The organism is Microbacterium sp. STRO-2N (assembly GCF_057747775.1).
In genome coordinates, this window is the sequence record NZ_CM173223.1 from 1,076,321 (window position 1) to 1,094,902 (window position 18,582).

The 18,582-nt window shown below is 71.2% G+C and carries 17 protein-coding genes and 1 tRNA gene; 16 read left to right on the plus strand and 2 right to left on the minus strand.

Translation table 11 applies throughout. The features are described from left to right. Positions 1-47 precede the first annotated feature (47 nt). On the minus strand, positions 48-2,033 hold the full coding sequence (gene acs, locus AC3ANN_RS04825) for an acetate--CoA ligase (RefSeq protein ID WP_488339862.1): 1,986 nt from the start codon (positions 2,031-2,033) through the stop codon (positions 48-50). A 432-nt stretch (positions 2,034-2,465) separates the two neighbouring features. On the opposite strand from acs, the gene AC3ANN_RS04830 reads away from it, so the two are divergent. From AC3ANN_RS04830 to AC3ANN_RS04880, 11 genes are all read left to right on the plus strand, one after another. Next, a complete protein-coding gene (locus tag AC3ANN_RS04830) occupies positions 2,466-3,647 on the plus strand; it encodes a TadA family conjugal transfer-associated ATPase (RefSeq protein ID WP_488339863.1) in 1,182 nt (393 codons plus the stop codon). A gap of 59 nt (positions 3,648-3,706) precedes the next feature. Further along, a complete protein-coding gene (locus AC3ANN_RS04835) occupies positions 3,707-4,570 on the plus strand; it encodes a type II secretion system F family protein (protein ID WP_488340779.1) in 864 nt (287 codons plus the stop codon). A 66-nt stretch (positions 4,571-4,636) separates the two neighbouring features. After that, the gene (locus AC3ANN_RS04840; RefSeq protein ID WP_488339864.1) at positions 4,637-4,909 is read left to right on the plus strand and encodes a DUF4244 domain-containing protein; all 273 of its coding nucleotides are present in this window, start codon (positions 4,637-4,639) and stop codon (positions 4,907-4,909) included. Next, positions 4,906-5,241: a TadE family type IV pilus minor pilin gene (locus tag AC3ANN_RS04845; RefSeq protein WP_488339865.1), complete on the plus strand. Its 336-nt coding sequence runs from the start codon at positions 4,906-4,908 to the stop codon at positions 5,239-5,241. Before AC3ANN_RS04840 ends, AC3ANN_RS04845 begins: the two co-directional genes overlap by 4 nt. A 31-nt stretch (positions 5,242-5,272) precedes the next feature. Beyond that, positions 5,273-5,590, plus strand: coding sequence for a helicase (locus AC3ANN_RS04850; RefSeq protein ID WP_488339866.1), 318 nt, complete (start codon positions 5,273-5,275; stop codon positions 5,588-5,590). A 67-nt stretch (positions 5,591-5,657) separates the two neighbouring features. Further along, entirely contained in the window at positions 5,658-8,372 is a 2,715-nt protein-coding gene (topA, locus tag AC3ANN_RS04855) for a type I DNA topoisomerase (protein ID WP_488339867.1), read from the plus strand. Next, on the plus strand, positions 8,369-8,995 hold the full coding sequence (gene tmk, locus AC3ANN_RS04860; protein WP_488339868.1) for a dTMP kinase: 627 nt from the start codon (positions 8,369-8,371) through the stop codon (positions 8,993-8,995). Before topA ends, tmk begins: the two co-directional genes overlap by 4 nt. Before the next feature lie 240 nt (positions 8,996-9,235). Beyond that, on the plus strand, positions 9,236-10,399 hold the full coding sequence (locus AC3ANN_RS04865; RefSeq protein ID WP_488339869.1) for a DNA polymerase III subunit delta': 1,164 nt from the start codon (positions 9,236-9,238) through the stop codon (positions 10,397-10,399). Then, positions 10,396-11,976 carry an alpha/beta hydrolase gene (locus tag AC3ANN_RS04870; protein ID WP_488339870.1) on the plus strand — a complete coding sequence of 527 codons (1,581 nt, stop codon included), beginning with the start codon at positions 10,396-10,398 and terminating at the stop codon, positions 11,974-11,976. Before AC3ANN_RS04865 ends, AC3ANN_RS04870 begins: the two co-directional genes overlap by 4 nt. Before the next feature lie 96 nt (positions 11,977-12,072). Then, positions 12,073-12,145: transfer RNA gene (locus tag AC3ANN_RS04875), tRNA-Thr, on the plus strand. A 59-nt stretch (positions 12,146-12,204) separates the two neighbouring features. Further along, positions 12,205-12,600, plus strand: coding sequence for a hypothetical protein (locus AC3ANN_RS04880; protein WP_488339871.1), 396 nt, complete (start codon positions 12,205-12,207; stop codon positions 12,598-12,600). A gap of 9 nt (positions 12,601-12,609) precedes the next feature. On the opposite strand, the gene AC3ANN_RS04885 is transcribed toward AC3ANN_RS04880, so the two are convergent. Beyond that, the gene (locus tag AC3ANN_RS04885) at positions 12,610-13,563 is read right to left on the minus strand and encodes an EamA family transporter (protein WP_488339872.1); all 954 of its coding nucleotides are present in this window, start codon (positions 13,561-13,563) and stop codon (positions 12,610-12,612) included. A gap of 55 nt (positions 13,564-13,618) precedes the next feature. On the opposite strand from AC3ANN_RS04885, the gene AC3ANN_RS04890 reads away from it, so the two are divergent. From AC3ANN_RS04890 to AC3ANN_RS04910, 5 genes are read left to right on the plus strand one after another with little or no spacing between them, the layout of a single operon-like run. Further along, on the plus strand, positions 13,619-15,979 hold the full coding sequence (locus AC3ANN_RS04890; RefSeq protein WP_488339873.1) for an MMPL family transporter: 2,361 nt from the start codon (positions 13,619-13,621) through the stop codon (positions 15,977-15,979). Then, complete coding sequence (locus AC3ANN_RS04895) at positions 15,976-16,566, plus strand: isochorismatase family protein (protein WP_488339874.1); 591 nt, start codon at positions 15,976-15,978, stop codon at positions 16,564-16,566. The genes AC3ANN_RS04890 and AC3ANN_RS04895 overlap by 4 nt, the downstream gene beginning before the upstream one ends. After that, complete coding sequence (locus AC3ANN_RS04900) at positions 16,559-17,215, plus strand: DNA alkylation repair protein (protein ID WP_488339875.1); 657 nt, start codon at positions 16,559-16,561, stop codon at positions 17,213-17,215. Before AC3ANN_RS04895 ends, AC3ANN_RS04900 begins: the two co-directional genes overlap by 8 nt. A gap of 27 nt (positions 17,216-17,242) precedes the next feature. Next, positions 17,243-17,692, plus strand: coding sequence for a GNAT family N-acetyltransferase (locus AC3ANN_RS04905; protein ID WP_488339876.1), 450 nt, complete (start codon positions 17,243-17,245; stop codon positions 17,690-17,692). After that, positions 17,689-17,994, plus strand: a complete 306-nt coding sequence (locus tag AC3ANN_RS04910; RefSeq protein WP_488339877.1) for a hypothetical protein — start codon at positions 17,689-17,691, stop codon at positions 17,992-17,994. Before AC3ANN_RS04905 ends, AC3ANN_RS04910 begins: the two co-directional genes overlap by 4 nt. Positions 17,995-18,582: the final 588 nt, after the last annotated feature.

An 18,582-nucleotide genomic window follows, 5' to 3' on the forward strand; every position in this document is an offset into this window, starting at 1 on the left:
CGACAGAGACGGATGCCGCGGCCCGGGGCCGCGGCATCCGTCGCCGTCTACTTCACCTGAGCCGAGATCACCGACATCACCGCGGTGTCGGCGAGGGTCGTAGTGTCGCCGACCTCGCGGCCTTCGGCGACGTCGCGCAGCAGGCGGCGCATGATCTTGCCGGAGCGGGTCTTGGGCAGCTCGCCGACGATGTAGACGTCGCGCGGCCGAGCGATGGGTCCGATCTGCTCGCCGACCCACTGTCGCAGCGTCTGTCCGAGGCCCTCGACCGGGTGCTCGTCGAGGTACGACTGCTTGATGATCACGAACGCGACGACCGCCTGACCTGTGGTCTCATCCGACGCGCCGACCACGGCGGCCTCGGCCGTGGCCTCGTGGGCGACGAGGGCGGACTCGATCTCGGTCGTCGACAGGCGGTGCCCCGACACGTTCATGACGTCGTCGACGCGGCCGAGCAGCCACACGTCGCCGTCGTCGTCGAGCCGTGCGCCGTCGCCGGCGAAGTAGTAGCCCTGCGCGCGGAACTTCTCCCAGTACGTCTCGACGAAGCGGTCGGGGTCGCCCCAGATGCCGCGCAGCATCGACGGCCACGGCTCGGTGACGACGAGCAGTCCGCCGTTGCCGCTGCCGACGTGCGTGCCGTCCTCGTCGACGACGTCGATCGAGATGCCCGGCAGCGGCACCTGCGCCGAGCCCGGCTTGGTCTCGGTGACGCCGGGGAGTGCCGAGATCATGATCGCGCCCGTCTCGGTCTGCCACCATGTGTCGACGATCGGCGCGGTCTTGCCGCCGATGACCTTGCGGTACCACATCCACGCCTCGGGGTTGATGGGCTCGCCCACCGAGCCGAGCAGGCGCAGCGACGACAGATCGAACTGCTTCGGGATGGCGCGGCCGAGCTTCATGAACGAGCGGATCGCGGTGGGCGCGGTGTAGAGGATCGTGACTCCGTACTTCTGCACGATCTCCCACCAGCGACCCGGATGCGGGGCATCCGGCGTCCCTTCGTACAGCACCTGCGTCGCGCCGTTCGCGAGGGGACCGTACGTCACGTACGTGTGGCCGGTGACCCAGCCGATGTCGGCCGTGCACCAGTAGACGTCGGACTCGGGGTGGATGTCGTGCACCACCTTGTTCGTGAAGGCCGCCTGGGTGAGGTAGCCGCCGGAGGTGTGCAGGATGCCCTTGGGCTTGCCCGTCGTGCCGGACGTGTAGAGGATGAACAGCGGGTTCTCGGCGGGGAAGGCCTGCGCCTCGTGCTCGGCGGGCGCCTGTGGCACGACGTCGTGCCACCACAGGTCGCGGCCCTCGGTCCACTCGACCTCGTTCTCGCCGCGCTTCACGACCAGCACGTGCTCGACGGTCTCCTGGGGGCCAGAGCCGTTGCGGTCGCCGAGCGCGAGGTCGACGGCGGGCTTCAGCGGCGAGACCTTGCCCTTGCGGTAGCCGCCGTCGGCGGTGATCACGAGCTTCGCGCCGGCGTCGTCGATGCGGGCGCGCAGACTGTCGGCCGAGAACCCGCCGAAGACGACGGAGTGGATCGCCCCGATGCGCACGACCGCGAGCATCGCCGCGACGGCCTCGGGGATCATCGGCATGTAGATCGCGACGCGATCGCCCTCGCCGATGCCGAGTCCCTCGAGCACGTTGGCGAGCCGCTTGACCTCATCGGTCAGCTCCGCGTAGGTGACGCGGCGCTCATCGCCGGGCTCGCCCTCCCACAGCAGCGCCACGCGATCCCCGAGCCCTGCCTCGACGTGGCGGTCGAGGCAGTTGTATGCGACGTTCAGCTCGCCGTCGGCGAACCACTTCGCGAACGGCGGGTTGGACCAGTCCAGCACCTCGGTGAAGGGCCTGTGCCAATGGAGCGCGCGGGCCTGGTCGGCCCAGAAGCCCTCGCGATCAGCTTTCGCCCGCTCGTACAGCTCCGCCGTCCCCACGGCGTCGCGGGCGAAGTCGGGCGCGGGCGCGAAGCGCCGCGTCTCGTCGAGGAGGTGATCGATCTGGCTGCTGGGCGCCTGATTGGTGCTCATAGGGAGCGCGCTCCTTTGCGGGCTGAGGGAGGACGGGATGGGATGCCGGGGCTCCGGCGAGTCTTTTCGGCAATGTACCCACGGCCGCCGGAAGTCGACTACCCCCGATAGTAGGTGGACGCGGAGTTCTTCGACTCGAGTGATATATCGGTGAGAATCCTCTCCTTTTCGTTTTGTACGGCGGCCTCCCTCGCATATGCTGTCCCCCGGCCGAACTTCGATTCTGGCATTGCGGCGCCCGACGTCACCCCCCGAATTCGGGCTCCGCGCGTGGCGGCATCCCATTCCCCCCATGGGATGCCGCCCTTTATTTTTGGGAGCGGTCTCGCGAGGCGGCATCGCCCCTCCTCCCCAACGTCCCGATCGCGGTGCTTTTCCACCGATCCGCGGCGTTCGCCTCGGCGATCCGCGGCCCGCTCCTAGCGTCGGACCATGTCCGCGCCGTTCGTCGTCCGCCCCCGGGATGGGGGTGCCGGCGAGCGCACGGTCACGCACGTGACGGATGCCGCGACCGCGGCGGTCGCTTCGCCCAGCGTGCGAGAGGCCACGGTGGCGAAGCCGTGGACTCCCGTGCCGCACGCACTGGGGCACAGGCCGCCCGGGTGGAACCGGGATGCCGCAGCGGACTCCGCGCCGGTTCGCGAGACTCGTGCGACGCGCCCCGTGCGCGAGGACCGGCATCCCGTGCTGGCGCCCTTCGTCGCCTACCTCGACGACCCCGAGGTGACCGACCTGTTCGTGAACGGTTCGGCCGGGCTGTTCGTCGATCGAGGGTCCGGTCCGCTGCGTGCATGCGAGTGGCGGGCGACGGACGAAGAGGTCCGCGACCTCGCGGTGGCGCTCATCGCGGCGGGCGGACGGCACATCGACGACGCGGCCCCGTGCGTCGACGTGAGGCTCGACGGCGGCATCCGCGTCCACGCCGTGCTGCCGCCGATCGCTCCCGCCGGGACGGCGATCTCGATCCGGGTGCCGCGACTGTCGAGCGCGGGGCTCGACGACCTGCGGGAATCCGGCATGTTCGATGCACCCACGCATCGGCACCTCGACGACGCGATCGCGGCTCGCCGCAACATCCTCGTCTCGGGAGCGGCGGGCGCGGGCAAGACGACGCTGCTCGCTGCGCTCCTTCGCCAGGCGCCCGCCCACGAGCGCATCGTCACCATCGAGGACGTCGCCGAGCTGCAGATCGCCCACCCCCACCACGTGCGGCTCGAGGCCCGGCAGCCGAACCTCGAAGGAGCGGGCGGCATCGGCCTCGCACGCCTGGTGCGAGAGGCGCTTCGGATGCGCCCCGACCGGCTCGTCGTCGGGGAGTGCCGCGGCGACGAGGTACGCGAGCTGCTGTCGGCGCTGAACACCGGTCACGACGGCGGGGCAGGGACCGTGCACGCGAACGGCCTGCGCGATGTGCCGGCGCGGCTCGAGGCGCTGGGCGCTCTCGCCGGGCTCGACGATCGGGCTCTCGCGCGGCAGGCGGCGACTGCGATAGACCTCGTGCTCCACGTGGAGCGCCGACGTGACGGAGCGAGACGTCTCGCCGCGGTCGGGCGCCCGATCGTCGACTCGAACGGGCGCCTCGCGATCGAGGAGGTGCCGTGGTCCGCCTCCTGAGAAGACCGGCGCCCCCCGATGACACCGAGGCGGCCGAGACCGTCCTGCGGCTCGCGGTGATGCTGCAGGCCGGTGTCGCGCCGGCGCCGGCGTGGCATCACCTCGCCGCAGCGCGCGACGCCGCCGCGCTGCGCGTCACCGCCTCGGTCGCGGACGGGATGCCGCTGCCCCGCGCGATCGCGGCGGCCGGGAGCGGGGCCTGGCGCGATGTCGCGGTGGCATGGCACGTCGCGACCACGGTGGGCGCGCCGCTCGCCGAGAGCCTGCGCGGGCTGGCCGCCGCGCTGCGGGACGCGGCCGAGGCCGCCGACGACGTGCGGGTGGCGCTTGCCGAGCCGGCGGGCACCGCGCGACTCATGGGATGGCTGCCGCTCGTCGCACTCGGCCTGGGCGCGGCGCTCGGTTTCGACACGTTCGGCACCCTGCTCGGGCATCCGGCGGGGATCGCGTGCCTCGTCGCCGGCGGCGCGCTGATCGTCGTGGCACAGCGGTGGACGACCCGCATGGTGCGGCGCGCCCGGGCCGAGAGCGGCGTGCCCGGACTGCACGCCGAGCTCATCGCGATCGCGCTGAGCGGCGGTGCGTCGATCGATCGTGCGACGGCCGTGGTCCGGGCGGCGCACGCCGCGGCCGGCCCGGTCGACGTCGGGGCGGAGGCTCTCGACGGCTCCGCCGGTTCCGACACCGACGTGGACGCGGTGCTCGCCCTGTCGCGCTCGGCAGGAGTGCCGGCGGTCGAGCTGCTGCGCGCCTCGGCGGCGCACGCCCGCCACCGCGCGCGAGTCGACGGACGCCTGCGGGCCGCACGTCTCTCGTCGCGCCTCCTGATCCCGCTGGGCGTGTGCACCCTGCCCGCGTTCCTGGTCCTCGGCGTCGCGCCGATGCTGCTGAGCGTCACCTCGACGATGTCGCTCTCGCTCTGAACCGCCGCCGGTCCGTCCGGCCCACCGACCGTGCCCGCACACACCTCGAACGAAACGGAGACTCCGATGTTCCCCTCGATCACCCCGTTCCTCCCTCGCGACCTGGGGCGTCGTCGCCCGGTCCCGGCTCTGACCCGTCGGCGCGCCGAGCGGCTGTTCGCCGCGCGCGGCGCCGACGAGGCCGCATTCGGCGACGACACCGGTGCCGCGACCGCGGAGTACGCGATCGCCACGATGGCGGCGGTCGCCTTCGCCGGCCTGCTCGTCGTGATCATGAGGTCGGACGAGGTGCGCGGCATCCTCACCGATCTCGTCCGTCGAGCGCTCACGGTGGCATGACCGGCCGGCGCGGGAGCGATGATCGCGGATCGGTCGTCGCCGAGTTCGCGGTCGCGCTCCCCGCGGTCGTCCTCGTCCTCGCGCTCGGCGTCGGAGCGCTGACGACGGCGTCACGCCACGTGCGGCTGCAGGACGCGGTGGCGGATGCCGCGCGCCTGAGTGCGCGGGGCGAGCCCGCGCAGCGCGCGCACGAGGCCGTCGCGGCGGCGGTGGCCGGGGCATCCGTCGACATCGCGCCTCGCGGCGATCTCGTGTGCGTCACGGCGTCCGCGGCCTCGATGCTGGGCCTGCGGATCTCGGCGACCGGCTGCGCGCTGGCGGGCGGCCTGTGAGGGTCGTGCGGCCGATGCGGCGGGCGTCCTGATGGCGGGCGCGGCGGCGTCGGTCGGTCTCGTCGCGGCCACCGCCGCCCTCGCGGTCGGACTGGCCGCGGTGGGTGCGGCCGCCGTCGCGGGTCAGCGCGTCGCAGCTGCGGCCGATGCGGCCGCGCTCGCCGCAGCCGACGCCGCGTCAGGCGCGGTCGCGGGCGTGCCGTGCGACCGAGCCGCCGAGGTCGCCGCGACTTCCGGGGCTCGCATCGAGGAGTGCGAGCTCGACGTCCTGGTCGCGACGGTGACCGTCGCGGTGCGGCTCGGACCGCTCACGGCGACGGCGTCCGCGAGAGCGGGACCGCCGCCCTGATCGCTCCTCACAGCCCCCGCACCGAGAAGCGGCGTGTATGGTGTGCGTCGAAGAAAGGACGCCCCCGTTGGCACAAGGCAAGAAGCTCGTCATCGTCGAGTCACCGACGAAGATGAGGTCGATCCAGGGCTACCTCGGCGAAGGCTACGAGGTGCTGAGCTCGGTCGGCCACATCCGCGATCTCGCGGATAAGAAGGACATCCCGGCCGACAAGAAGCAGGCGTACGGGAAGTACTCGATCGACATCGAGAACGGCTTCGACCCCTACTACGTCGAGAGCGACCGCGGCAAGAAGACCGTCGCGGAGCTCAAGCGCGCGTTGAAGGGTGCCGACGAGCTCCTGCTCGCCACCGATGAGGACCGCGAGGGCGAGGCCATCGCGTGGCACCTGCTCGAGACGCTCAAGCCCAAGGTGCCCGTCAAGCGCATGGTGTTCCACGAGATCACCAAGGGCGCGATCCGTGCGGCCGTCGAGCACACGCGCGAGCTCGACCTCGCGCTCGTCGACGCGCAGGAGACCCGCCGCATCCTCGACCGCCTGTACGGCTGGGACGTCAGCCCCGTGCTCTGGTACAAGGTGCAGCAGGGCACATCGGCCGGACGCGTCCAGTCGGCCGCGACGCGCCTGGTCGTCGACCGCGAGCGCGAGCGCATGGCGTTCGTGTCGGCGTCCTACTGGGACATCGAGGCGCTCGCCGCCCCGAACCGTCCGCAGGGCATCGACGACTCCTTCTCGACCCGGCTCGCGCGCGTCGACGGCGCCGTGCTCGCCCGTGGCACCGACTTCGACGACCGCGGTGAGCTGAAGAAGGCCGTGCTGGTGCTCGACGAGGCCCAGGTGCGCGAGCTCGCGACCGCGATCGAGGCCGCCGGCGAGGCATCCGTCACGAATCTCGAGTCCAAGCCCGGCACCCGCAGCCCGAAGCCCCCCTTCACCACCTCAACGCTGCAGCAGGAGGCCGGCCGCAAGCTCTCGATGAGCGCGAAGCACGCGATGAGCGTCGCCCAGCGGCTCTACGAGAAGGGGTTCATCACCTATATGCGCACCGACTCGACCGCGCTGTCGACGCAGGCCGTGCAGGCCGCCCGCGCACAGGCTGTCGAGATGTACGGCGACAAGGCGGTCCCGCCGAACCCCCGCACCTACCGCAACAACAGCAAGAACGCCCAGGAGGCGCACGAGGCGATCCGTCCGTCGGGCGAGTCGTTCCGCACGCCGGCTCAAGTGTCGGGTGAGCTCGACCGCGACGAGCTGCGGCTGTACGACCTCATCTGGAAGCGCACGATGGCCAGCCAGATGGCCGACGCGAAGTACGAGACGACGACCGTGACCCTCGAAGTCGCAGCGGGCGGGCGTCGCGCCGAGTTCACGGCATCCGGAACCGTGTACACGTTCAAGGGCTTCCTCGAGGCCTACGAGGAGGGCCGCGACGAGAAGCGCGGCGACGCCGACAAGACAGACGACCAGTCGCTGCCGGCGATGGCGGTGGGTGACGTGCTGCGGCTGCGGGATGTCGAGCCGAAGGGTCACGCCACCAGCCCGAAGCCCCGCTACACCGAGGCGAGCCTCGTGAAGGCGCTCGAAGAGAAGGGCATCGGCCGTCCTTCGACGTTCGCGAGCATCATCGACGTGATCCTGAACCGCGGCTACGTGACCAAGCGCGGGCAGGCGCTGATCCCGACGTGGCTCGCGTTCAGCGTCATCCGGCTGCTCGAGCAGCACTTCGCCGACCTCGTCGACTACGACTTCACCGCGGCGCTCGAAGACGACCTCGACGCGATCGCGCGCGGCGAGCAGAAGCGCCAGGACTGGCTGAAGGAGTTCTACTTCGGCTCCCAGGAGCAGGTCGGCCTCCGCAACATCGTCGACAACCTCGGCGAGATCGACGCGCGGGCGCTCAACTCCACGCCGATCGGCGACGTCGCGACGCTGCGGTTCGGCAAGTACGGGCCGTACCTCGAGGTGCCCGACAAGGAGAACCCGGATGCCGAGCCGCGGCGCGTCAACATCCCCGAGGATCTCGCCCCCGACGAGCTGACCCCCGAGCGCGCGCAGGAGCTCATCGACGCCCCCGTGGCGGGCGACCGCGTGCTGGGGGAGAACCCCGCCAACGGCAAGCTCGTCGTGGTCAAGGACGGACGCTTCGGTCCGTACGTGCAGGAGACCGACCCGCCCGCGGCCGAAGAGGTCGACGAGGAGACCGGTGAGGTCGTCGCCGTCGAGCCGGAGCCCGCGCCGAAGAAGCGCGGCGCGAAGAAGGAGGCGGCGCCCAAGCCGCGCACGGCGTCGCTGTTCTCCACGATGTCGGTCGACACGATCGACCTCGAGACCGCGCTGAAGCTGCTCGACCTCCCGCGCACCGTGGGGATCGACCCCGAGACCGAGACGCCCATCACCGCGCAGAACGGCCGATACGGCCCGTACCTCAAGAAGGGCACCGACTCGCGCACGCTGCAGAGCGAGCAGCAGATCTTCGACATCACGCTCGAGGAGGCGCTGGCGATCTACGCGCAGCCGAAGTACGGCGCGCGCGGCGCGAGCTCGGCGCTCAAGGAGTTCGAGGCCGACCCGGTCAGCGGCAAGCCCATCAAGCTCAAGGACGGCCGCTTCGGCCCCTACGTGACCGACGGCGAGACGAACGCCACGATCCCGCGCGGCGAGGAGGCGATGGAGGTCACGTTCGAGCGCGCCGTGCAGCTGCTCGCCGACAAGCGGGCGAAGGGTCCGGCCAAGCGCCCCACGCGACGCACCACCACGAAGAAGGCGCCGGCGAAGAAGTGACGACGGACGCTGGCCTGTTCATCACCTTGGAGGGCGGCGACGGCGTCGGCAAGACGACCCAGGCGGCGCTGCTGGAGGAGTGGCTGACGGATGCCGGACGCACCGTGGTGCGCACGCGCGAGCCGGGCGGCACCGAGGTCGGAGTGCTGGTCCGCGACATCGTGCTGCACCACCGGGGCGAGATCGCGCCGCGCGCCGAGGCCCTGCTCTACGCGGCCGACCGTGCCCACCATGTCGAGACGGTCGTGCGTCCCGCGCTCGCGCGCGGCGACGTCGTGATCCAGGACCGCTACCTCGACTCGTCCGTGGCCTATCAGGGCGCCGGCCGCATCCTCGGGCGCGACGAGGTGCGCGACCTGTCGCTGTGGGCGACCGAGGGCCTGCTTCCCGACCTCACGGTGCTGCTCGACCTCGATCCCGTCACGGCGCGCGCACGTCTCGACGCCGACGACAAGCCCTTCGATCGGCTCGAGGCCGAGCGCGAGAGCTTCCATGCGCGCGTGCGTGAGGAGTTCCTCGCGCTCGCCGCGGCCGAGCCGGGGCGCTTCCTCGTGCTCGACGCCGCGCGCCCGGCCGCCGAGCTCGGCGCCGCGGTGCGCGACCGGGTGCGGTCCCTCCTGTAGCCCTTGGCACGACGTCGCGTGCAGCATCCGTAGTGCGTCTGCTCGGGTGTCACGACACGCGGGGTGTGTTCGGTGATTCCGCGTGTTGCGCCACTCGAACGTTCGTGCGCGAGGCTCGGCGCGGGCTCGGGTGTCACGACACGCGGGGTGTGTTCGGTGATTCCGCGTGTTGCGCCACTCGAGCGTTCGACGTCTCTCGCGCGCGCTGCGGCGTCCGGGCCCGCCGTTAGGCTGGGCGGCATGGAAGCCGCCGCCCCCGTCGATCACATCGCGGTCCCGTGGGGTGCGGTATGGGGGCAGGAGGAGGCGGTCGCGGCGCTGCGCGAAGCGGCATCCGATCCGGCGTCCATGACCCACGCGTGGCTCATCACGGGCCCGCCGGGGTCGGGCCGCTCGACGCTCGCCTATGCGTTCGCGGCCGCGCTGATCGCCGAGCCCGGCGACGAACCCGCGATGCGGCAGGTGCTCGCGGGCACCCATCCCGACCTCACCGCGTTGCGCACCGAGGGCGTCATCATCTCGATCAAGGACGCCCGCGCGCTCGTGGAGCGCTCGTACTTCTCGCCGTCGCTCGGCCGGTATCGCGTCATCGTCATGGAGGACGCCGACCGCATGGCGGAGCGCACGTCGAACGTGCTGCTGAAGGCGCTCGAAGAGCCGCCCGAGCGCACGGTGTGGGTGCTGTGCGCGCCGAGCGACGCCGACCTGCTGCCCACGATCCGCTCGCGCGTGCGCACGCTGCGGCTGCGCGAACCCGACATCGACGACGTGGCGTCCCTCATCGTGCAGCGCACCGGCAGCGATCCGGCCGTCGCCGAGCAGTCGGCGCGGCACGCGCAGCGTCACATCGGCATGGCGCAGCGACTGGCGACGGATGCCGCGGCCCGCGCGCGCCGCGATTCCACGCTGCGCGCCGTGCTGAGCGTGCGCGGCGTGGGCGATGCGGTCGAGGTCGCCGGCGCGATCGTGGCCGCGGCGACCGACGACGCCAAGGCGCTCACCGCCGAGCGCGACGAGGCCGAGCGCTCGGGCCTGCTGCGCACGCTCGGCATCGCCGAGGGCGCCGCGGTGCCGCCGGCGGTGCGGTCGCAGCTGTCGGCCCTCGAGGACGAGCAGAAGCGCCGGGCGACGCGGAGTCTGCGCGACGGCATCGATCGCGTGCTCACCGATCTCGAGTCGATGTTCCGCGACGTGCTCATGCTGCAGTTCGGCCGCGACGCGGTCCTGATCAACCGTGAGCTCGAGCCCGAGCTGCGCGCCCTCGCGGCGGCGTGGTCGCCCGAGCGCACGCTCACCGTCGTCGACCGCATCGGCGTCACACGCGAGAACCTCGAACTCAACGCCGCGCCGCTGCTCGCCCTCGAGAGCATGCTCATCACCGTCGCAAGCGGAAGGACTCCGTGAACGCTTCCCGCCCCCGCCGCCCCCGGTCTCTGAGCCGACGCCCGCGCCTGTCGAAGGCCGCCTTCGTCGCGGCGCTGGCTGCGGCATCCGTCCTCCTGAGCGGCTGTCTCTACGCCGCGATCCCCGAGACGGCGCCGCGGCCGACGTCGAGCAAGCCGGCCGACACGTCGGACGTGCCGGCCGAGCTGATGCCGTACTACGGGCAGGAACTCGATTGGACCGACTGCGGCGGGTTCGACTGCACGACGGTGACGGCGCCCCTCGACTGGGCCGACCCTGCCGCCGGCGAGATCGAGCTGTCGGTGATCCGCAGCCGCGCCGAGGGGTCCGCCGAGCCCATCGGGTCGTTGCTGACCAATCCGGGCGGGCCGGGCGCGAGCGGCGTGGGCCTCGTCCGCGACTCGCTGTCGTTCGCTGTCGGCGACGCCGTGCGCGAGCGGTTCGACACGATCGGGTTCGACCCGCGCGGAGTGGGGGAGTCGACGTCGGTGCGCTGCTTCGACGCCGCCGACATGGACGCGTACCTGTTCGACATCCCCGAGAACGAGCGGGGGACGGATGCCTGGGCCGACGAGCTGCTGGATCGCCACGCCGAGTTCGCGCAGGCGTGCGACGACAGCAGTGACGGCATCCTGCCGTACATCACCACCGAGAACGCGGCGCGCGACATGGACCTGCTGCGCGCCGTGCTCGGCGACACCGAGCTGAACTACCTCGGCTACTCGTACGGCACGTTCCTCGGTGCGACGTACGCGAAGCTGTTCCCGGAGCGCGTGGGACGCCTCGTGCTCGACGGCGCGATCGACCCGTCGGTGTCGGGTCTCGATGTCGGAACGACGCAGGGGGTCGGGTTCGAGTCGGCGCTGCGCGCGTACATGGCGGACTGCCTCGACGACGACGAGTGCCCGTTCCGCGGCAGCGTCGACGAGGCCATGGCCGATCTGGGCACGCTGCTGGCGACCGTCGACCGCGACCCGATCCGCAATGCGGACGGCCGCATGCTCGGGGCCGATTCGCTCATGACCGCGATCATCTCGGCGCTGTACGCCCAGGACAGCTGGAGTTACCTCACGACCGCCCTCACCGGCGTGCTCGAAGGCGACGCCGAGATGGCGTTCCTCCTCGCCGACTTCTACTACAACCGCCAGGACGGCGCGTACCTCGACAACTCGACCGAGGCGTTCCGCGCGTACAACTGCATGGACTACCCCCTGGACTCGACGCCCGAGGAGGTCGCCGCCGCAGAGGCGCTGCTCGAGGCCGAGGCGCCGACGGTGGCGCCGTACTGGGCGGGCCCCGACCCGTGCGAGGAGTGGCCCTACCCCGCGACGGGAGTCCGCGAGCCGATCGCGGCCGAGGGCGCGGCGCCGATCGTGGTCGTCGGCACGACGAACGATCCCGCGACGCCGTACGAGTGGTCGGTGTCGCTCGCCGACCAGCTGTCATCGGGCGTGCTCGTCACCCGCGTGGGCGAGGGGCACACCGGCTACAACAAGGGCAACTCGTGCGTCGACGCGGCGGTCGAGACCTACCTGCTCGACGGCACGCCGCCCGAGGACGGCCTGCGCTGCGAGTGACGGTCGACGAGGGCAGCGGATGCCGAGCCGTCGTGGTTCGCGAGCACCCCGGAGACCCTGTAAGATCGTTGATCGTGCATCGCGCAAGCGAGGCGCGCCACCTTAGCTCAGTCGGCAGAGCGATTCACTCGTAATGAATAGGTCAAGGGTTCGATTCCCTTAGGTGGCTCAGAACCGGATGCGGCCGCTGCGGCGGCCGTTTTCCGTATTCGAAGGACGGTGGCCGCGGTGCACGAGACGATCGACGCCCTCGTCGAGATCTTCTCGTGGGTCGGCTTCGGAATCGGCGCGCTGCTGGCCGCGTTCGCCCTCCTCCTGCGTCTGCTCGACGGAACGTGGCTCCCCGCCCGCGCCGTGGTCGAGACCGTGCCGGACGGTCGCGTCGTGCGCTGGTTCGACGACGACGGCGGTGTCAACGAGGCGCTGCTCACTCATGAGCAGGAGCACGCGATCGGCGGCAAGGACATGGCCGACATCTTCTACCGTCGCGGAGTCCGGGACAGGATGCGGCTCACCCACGGCTCTCCGGCGGTCCGCGCGGTCGCGCTGCTCGCGGTCGGGCTGCTCGCTCTCGGCGTCATCGCGTCGACCGTGTCGCTGGTCCTGCTCTTCTTGCGCGGCTGATCGCGGCCGTCACGCGACGGCGAGCATGCCGCCTGCCACGAGGGCCAGCACGAGCCCGGTCCACTGCACGGCCGCGACCCGCTCCCGCAGCACGAGCGCCGCGAGGAGGATCGTGCCCGCGGGGTACAGCGCGGTGAGCGCCGAGACGATCGACAGATCGCCCGCACGGAGCGCGACGAGCATGAGGGCGTTGGCGGCGGCATCCGCGATCCCGCACACGACCGCGAGGGTCCATGCTCGGGCACGGGTCACGCGAAGTGACGTCTTCTCGGCGGCGTGCTCGAGGTCGGCATGGCCGGTGGGGGTCGCGCCGAGCGCCGGTCCCGACACCTCGAGCACGGATCCCGCCGGGCGACCGCGGCGCACTGCGGCGATGACCAGCACGCCGATCACGACCACAGTGACGACGACGCTGGTGGCACGGCCCATGATGAGCGGGACCAGTCCGCTCGCGGCATCCGTCTGGTCCACCACGATGAGGAAGGCGCCGATCGCGAGGCCCGCCCCCACCGCCATCATCAGACCTCGGGTGCTCGGGCGCACGATCTTCTCGCCCGGGATGAAGCCGACCAGCACAACGGCGACGAGGGCGACTCCGAGTCCGGCGTAGCCGACGGGCGCGAGCGCGTCGCCCTTCACGAGGAGTCCCCACAGCATCGGCGCGATCGCCGAGACGACGGCGGTGAGCGGCGACAGGATGCTCATCGGCCCGATCGCGAGGCACGCGTACAGGAGCGCCACCGCGATCACGCCGACGACGCCGGCGAGGACGCCCCACGCCGCGTCGGCGCTCGTCCACACGCCGCCGACGAGCGGCTGAGCGACCGCGAGGGCCGCCAGACCCGACGCTGCGGCCGCCGCCGTCACCACGATGGATCGGAGCCGTCGGGCGGCGAGCCCGCCGAGGAAGTCGGCGGAGCCGTAGACGAGGGCGCCGAGGAGCGCCAGAGCGGCAGAGACCATCGCGAACAGCATAGGGATGCCACCGACCGGGCAGGTCGCTAGATAAGTTAGCTATATGAGGTCTTCGCGCACGCGACGCCGTCCCTCCCGATGGCTGCGGATCGGCATCCCCGTGGGGCTCGTCCTCGTCTGGCTCGCCATGGGGTCCATCGGCGGACCGTATTTCGGCAAAGTCGACGAGGTGTCGACCAACGACCGCTCCTCGTTCCTGCCCGAGAGCGCCGACGCGACGCAGGTGAACGAGCGGCTGGCGGACTTCCAGGGCGACGAGTCGATCCCGGCCGTCGTCGTCGTCACCGGAGATCTCTCGCAGGACGACCTCGACGCGATGCAGACGCTCGCCGATGACATCGCCGAGCTCGACGGCGTGCAGGACGACGTGTCTCCGCCCATACCGTCCGACGACGGCGATGCGGCTCAGATCTTCGTGCCGATCGACTCGGCGGGAGAGGTCCGCGAGGTCGTCGAAGCGATCCGGGCGCTCGTCGCCGAGGATCTGCCGGCGGACCTGCAGGGTTGGGTCACGGGCCCCGCGGGCTTCACCGCCGATCTCGTGGCGGGGTTCCTCGGCATCGACGGGCTGCTCCTCGCCGTCGCCGTCGTCGCCGTGTTCCTGATCCTCGTGATCGTGTACCGCTCGCCCCTGCTGCCGGTGCTCGTGCTGACGACATCCGTCTTCGCCCTGTGCGTGGCGCTGCTCACGGTGTGGTGGCTCGCATACGCGGGCATCGTGGTGCTCAACGGGCAGGTCCAGGGCATCCTGTTCATCCTCGTGATCGGCGCGGCGACCGACTACGCCCTGCTGTACGTCGCACGGTTCCGTGAGGCGATCGCCGGGGGTCTGCAGCGATGGGATGCCACGATCGCGGCGTGGCGCGGATCGGTCGAGCCCATCCTGGCCTCGGGCGCCACGGTGATCGCGGGTCTGCTCTGCCTGCTGCTGTCGGATCTCGCCACCAACCGCGCCCTCGGCCCGATCGCGTCGATCGGGATCGCGTTCTCGATGCTGTCGGCGCTGACTTTCCTGCCGGCTCTCATGGCCCTGTGCGGACGCGCCGCCTTCTGGCCGTTCATCCCCAAGGAGCCGCTCGCTACGGTGCCCGATGACCCGACCCAGCCCGTGAAGGGACTGTGGCCACGCCAGGCGCGCTTCGTCGCCCGCCATGCGCGCGTCGTGTGGATCGTCTGCACGGTGGTGCTGCTGGCCGGCGCCGCCGGGATCACGCAGTTGAAGGCAGACGGCGTGCCCACGAGCGAGCTGGTTCTCGGCGCATCCGAGGCGCGCGACGGGCAGGACGTGCTCGCGGAGCACTTCGCCGCCGGATCCGGGTCGCCGGTGTACGTCATCGTCCCTGAGGCCGACCTCGCCCCCGCGGTCGAGGTGCTCGAGGGCTCCGACGGCGTCGAGTCGGTGGCGGTGGCATCCACGGAATCGCCGACCGGTCAGGCCGCCGTCGAGGTCGACGACGGGGAGGCGGTGCTCACGCCAGTCGGCCCGCCGGGCACACCGGCGCCGGAGCCGACGGTCGCGGACGGCGATGTCCTCGTGATCGGGACGCTGACGGATGCTGCGGACTCGCTCGCCGCGGAAGACACCGTTCGCGAGCTTCGCGCGGCGCTCGATGACGAGCTCGGGCCCGGCACGGCGATCGTCGGCGGCGAGACCGCGACCGACATCGACACCAACGACACCTCCACGCGCGATCGCACCCTGATCATCCCCGTCATCCTCGCGGTGGTCCTCGTGATCCTGATGCTGCTGCTGCGCTCGCTCGTCGCGCCGGTGCTGCTGATCGCCACGGTGATCCTGTCGTTCGGCACGGCCCTCGGCGTCAGCGCGCTGGTGTTCAACGGCTTGGGGTTCCCCGGCGCCGATCCCGCCGTGCCGCTGTACGGCTTCGTGTTCCTCGTGGCGCTCGGGGTCGACTACAACATCTTCCTCATGTCGCGCGTACGAGAGGAGTCCCTCGTCCACGGCACGCGCCCCGGCATCCTGCGCGGTCTCGTCGCCACCGGCGGCGTCATCACCTCGGCGGGGCTCGTGCTCGCGGCGACCTTCGCGGCCCTCGGCGTCATCCCGATCCTGTTCCTCGCGCAGATCGCGTTCATCGTCGCGTTCGGCGTGCTGCTCGACACCTTCGTGGTCCGCTCGCTCCTGGTGCCCGCCCTGTCGTACGACATCGGCCCGGCGATCTGGTGGCCGTCCAAGCTGTGGCGGCGTGACGACGCGAGCCATGAGTCCGCGTCGATCGGCTTCGAGACCGGCGGCGCGCCGGCGACAGCCGAGGCCACGGCCGGTGCAGGCGGAGTTGCGGCACGGCGCGGTGCGCTCCCTGCGGAGACGGCTCCCGGCCTGGTCGCCGACGATGGGCACCCGCTGACCCGCGAGGAGTACCGGCGTACCCTCGAATCATGAGCAAGGCACTGTTCATCGTCGACGTCCAGAACGACTTCACCGAGGGCGGTGCGCTCGGCGTAGACGGCGGTGACGCGGTCGCGCAGCGCATCTCGCAGTACCTGGTCACGCACGCCGAGGAGTACGTGGTCATCGTGGCGTCCCGCGACTGGCACGACGGCGACAAGGACAACGGCGGTCACTTCCATCCGCAGCCCGACTACGTCGACACGTGGCCCGTGCACTGCGTGAGCGGCACCGACGGGGCCGAGTACGATCCCGGTCTCGACGTCTCGCGCGTCACGCACCACGTCAAGAAGGGTCAGGGCCGGCCCGCGTACTCGCTGTTCGAAGGCACCACCGACGACGGGATCACGGTCTCGCAGCTCCTCGAGGAGCACGGTGTGGTCGACGTCGATGTGACCGGGATCGCGACCGACCATTGCGTGCGCGCCTCCGCCCTCGACGCGATCGAGCACGGCCGCCATGTGCGTGTGCTCACCGATCTCATCGCGGGCGTTGCGCCCGAGTCCAGCGACGCGGCGCTCGCCGAGCTCGCCCACGCCGGCGCCGAGCTCGCCGAGTCCGGTGTCAGCGCGAGTGACTGAGGCGTCCGCCGAGAGCGTCCGCATCGCGCTCGAGGCCGAGGCATCCGTCGACGAACGTGCCAAGATCCAGCGGCGCATGACCGACGATCGCATCGAGGTCATCGGCGTCCGCATGGGCACCGTCTTCGACATCGCGAAGGCAAATGGACGGATGCCTCTGGCCGAGGTGGAGCGGCTGCTCGAGTCGGACGTCTACGAGCTGCGGATGGTCGCGGTTTCGGTGCTGGACTTCAAGGCGCGAGCACGCGACGCCGACCGGCAGGCGCTGTACGACGTGTGGATGCGGCAACTCGACCACATCGACACGTGGGACTACATCGACCGTGCCGCGCCGCGCGTGGTCGGCTGGTACCTGCTCGACAAGCCGAGGGACGTCCTGTTCGACCTCGCCCGGTCGAGTGACCGCTGGCGTCGTCGCACCGCCATCACGGCGGCGTTCTGGATCATCCGGGCCGGCGACCTCGACGATCCGCTCGCGCTGTGCGAGATCCTCGCCGCCGATCCCGAGCGTCTCGTGCAGACCAACGTCGGCGTCGCGCTGCGAGAGATCGGGCGGGTCGACCCCGCACGTCTGGAGGACTTCCTGGAGCGGCGTGGCGGCGACCTCAGCGCCGCGACGTCGCGCACGGCACGAACGGCGCTCGCATGACCCGGGCGAGGCGCTAGCCTCGGATCCGTGACCGAGATCCACGCGCTGACCGCTGCCGACCGCGACGCGTGGCTGCCGCTGTGGCAGGGGTATCTCGAGTTCTACGAGGCGACGCTGCCGGGAGAGCAGACCGACCTGACCTGGAGCCGGCTGCTGGATCCGCAGTTCCCGATGTGGGGGGCGATGGCGACGGATGCCGAGGGCCGGGCCATCGGCTTGGTGCACTGGCTGACGCACCCCGCGACGTGGTCCGCCGGTCCCTACTGCTACCTCGAGGATCTGTTCGTCACTCCCGGCACCCGGGGGACCGGCGCAGGCCGGGCGCTCATCGAGCACGTCGCCGAGTGGGCTCGGGAGCGCGGATCCTCCAAGGTGTACTGGCTGACGCACGAGACCAACACCACGGCCCGTGCGCTCTACGATCGCGTCGCGACGCACACCGGCTTCGTCCACTACGAGATGGGACTCGATCGATGACGACCACGCCCGCCCGCTCCGGACGCCGCACCGGCGACCTCATCGCGACGCTTCTGCTGATCGGCCTCTCGGTCGGCACCGCCGTCGTGCTGTTCTTCAACGCGCTGCTGTGGGCGATGGGAGGCACCGACAACTCCGGCGCGATCGCGCTGGGCGGCTACCTGCCGCTCGTGTTCACGGTGCTCGGCGCGGTCGCCGGCATCGTCGCCCTCGCACGCCGCCGCACCGCGTTCTGGTATCCGCTCGTCGCACTCGCCTTGGGCGTCGTGGTGTGGCTGATCGCGGTGGCCATCGTCCGCTGAGCGACAGAGAGTGGGCCTTCCCGGAGGTTCTCAAACATCCGTCCGTCGTTGAAAACGTCGATTCGCCGTGTTCTCAGGGGGTCGGAGGGGCGTCGCCCGCGTGCGCGGGGGTCTGAGCGACACGATACGCGAGGTCCGGTGACGAAAGATCGGGTGCAGCCTCAAACACGGTTGAGCCCTTCGCGGCGCGCCGAGCGGCTGGCTGACTACCAGGCAGGTGCGCCGGCGCAGACGATCGCGGCGAAGTTCCGAGTGCATCGAGCCACCGTGTTCGAGGCTGCTCGCCGTGCCGATCTTCCAGCGCGGGAACCGGGCTTGTCTGCGCAGGACCGGGATCGCGCGCAGCGTCGCTCTACTGCACGGGTCTGACGCTGGCGCAAGTCGCGGCGCAGATGACGGTTGGCGTCGATACGGTGCGCGCCGCGGTGGTGGCCGCGGGCGGTCAGATTCGACCGAGAGGCCGTGTGCCTCGTCAACTCCGCGGTGAGCGAGCTGACTCGTGAGGATGCACGGATCAGGGCGGATTCGGTGAGACGAGGGGCAGCAAAGAGGGAGGCGGACGGTGGAGCCGGTGGCGATGATGACGTC

What these genes read in the sequence shown, in the direction of transcription:
- acs (WP_488339862.1), bottom strand. Translation starts at nt 2,033, where the DNA reads ATGAGCACCAATCAGGCGCCCAGCAGCCAGATCGATCACCTCCTCGAC.
- AC3ANN_RS04830 (WP_488339863.1), top strand. Translation starts at nt 2,466, where the DNA reads ATGTCCGCGCCGTTCGTCGTCCGCCCCCGGGATGGGGGTGCCGGCGAG.
- AC3ANN_RS04835 (WP_488340779.1), top strand. Translation starts at nt 3,707, where the DNA reads ATGCTGCAGGCCGGTGTCGCGCCGGCGCCGGCGTGGCATCACCTCGCC.
- AC3ANN_RS04840 (WP_488339864.1), top strand. Translation starts at nt 4,637, where the DNA reads ATGTTCCCCTCGATCACCCCGTTCCTCCCTCGCGACCTGGGGCGTCGT.
- AC3ANN_RS04845 (WP_488339865.1), top strand. Translation starts at nt 4,906, where the DNA reads ATGACCGGCCGGCGCGGGAGCGATGATCGCGGATCGGTCGTCGCCGAG.
- AC3ANN_RS04850 (WP_488339866.1), top strand. Translation starts at nt 5,273, where the DNA reads ATGGCGGGCGCGGCGGCGTCGGTCGGTCTCGTCGCGGCCACCGCCGCC.
- AC3ANN_RS04865 (WP_488339869.1), top strand. Translation starts at nt 9,236, where the DNA reads ATGGAAGCCGCCGCCCCCGTCGATCACATCGCGGTCCCGTGGGGTGCG.
- AC3ANN_RS04885 (WP_488339872.1), bottom strand. Translation starts at nt 13,563, where the DNA reads ATGGTCTCTGCCGCTCTGGCGCTCCTCGGCGCCCTCGTCTACGGCTCC.
- AC3ANN_RS04890 (WP_488339873.1), top strand. Translation starts at nt 13,619, where the DNA reads ATGAGGTCTTCGCGCACGCGACGCCGTCCCTCCCGATGGCTGCGGATC.
- AC3ANN_RS04895 (WP_488339874.1), top strand. Translation starts at nt 15,976, where the DNA reads ATGAGCAAGGCACTGTTCATCGTCGACGTCCAGAACGACTTCACCGAG.
- AC3ANN_RS04910 (WP_488339877.1), top strand. Translation starts at nt 17,689, where the DNA reads ATGACGACCACGCCCGCCCGCTCCGGACGCCGCACCGGCGACCTCATC.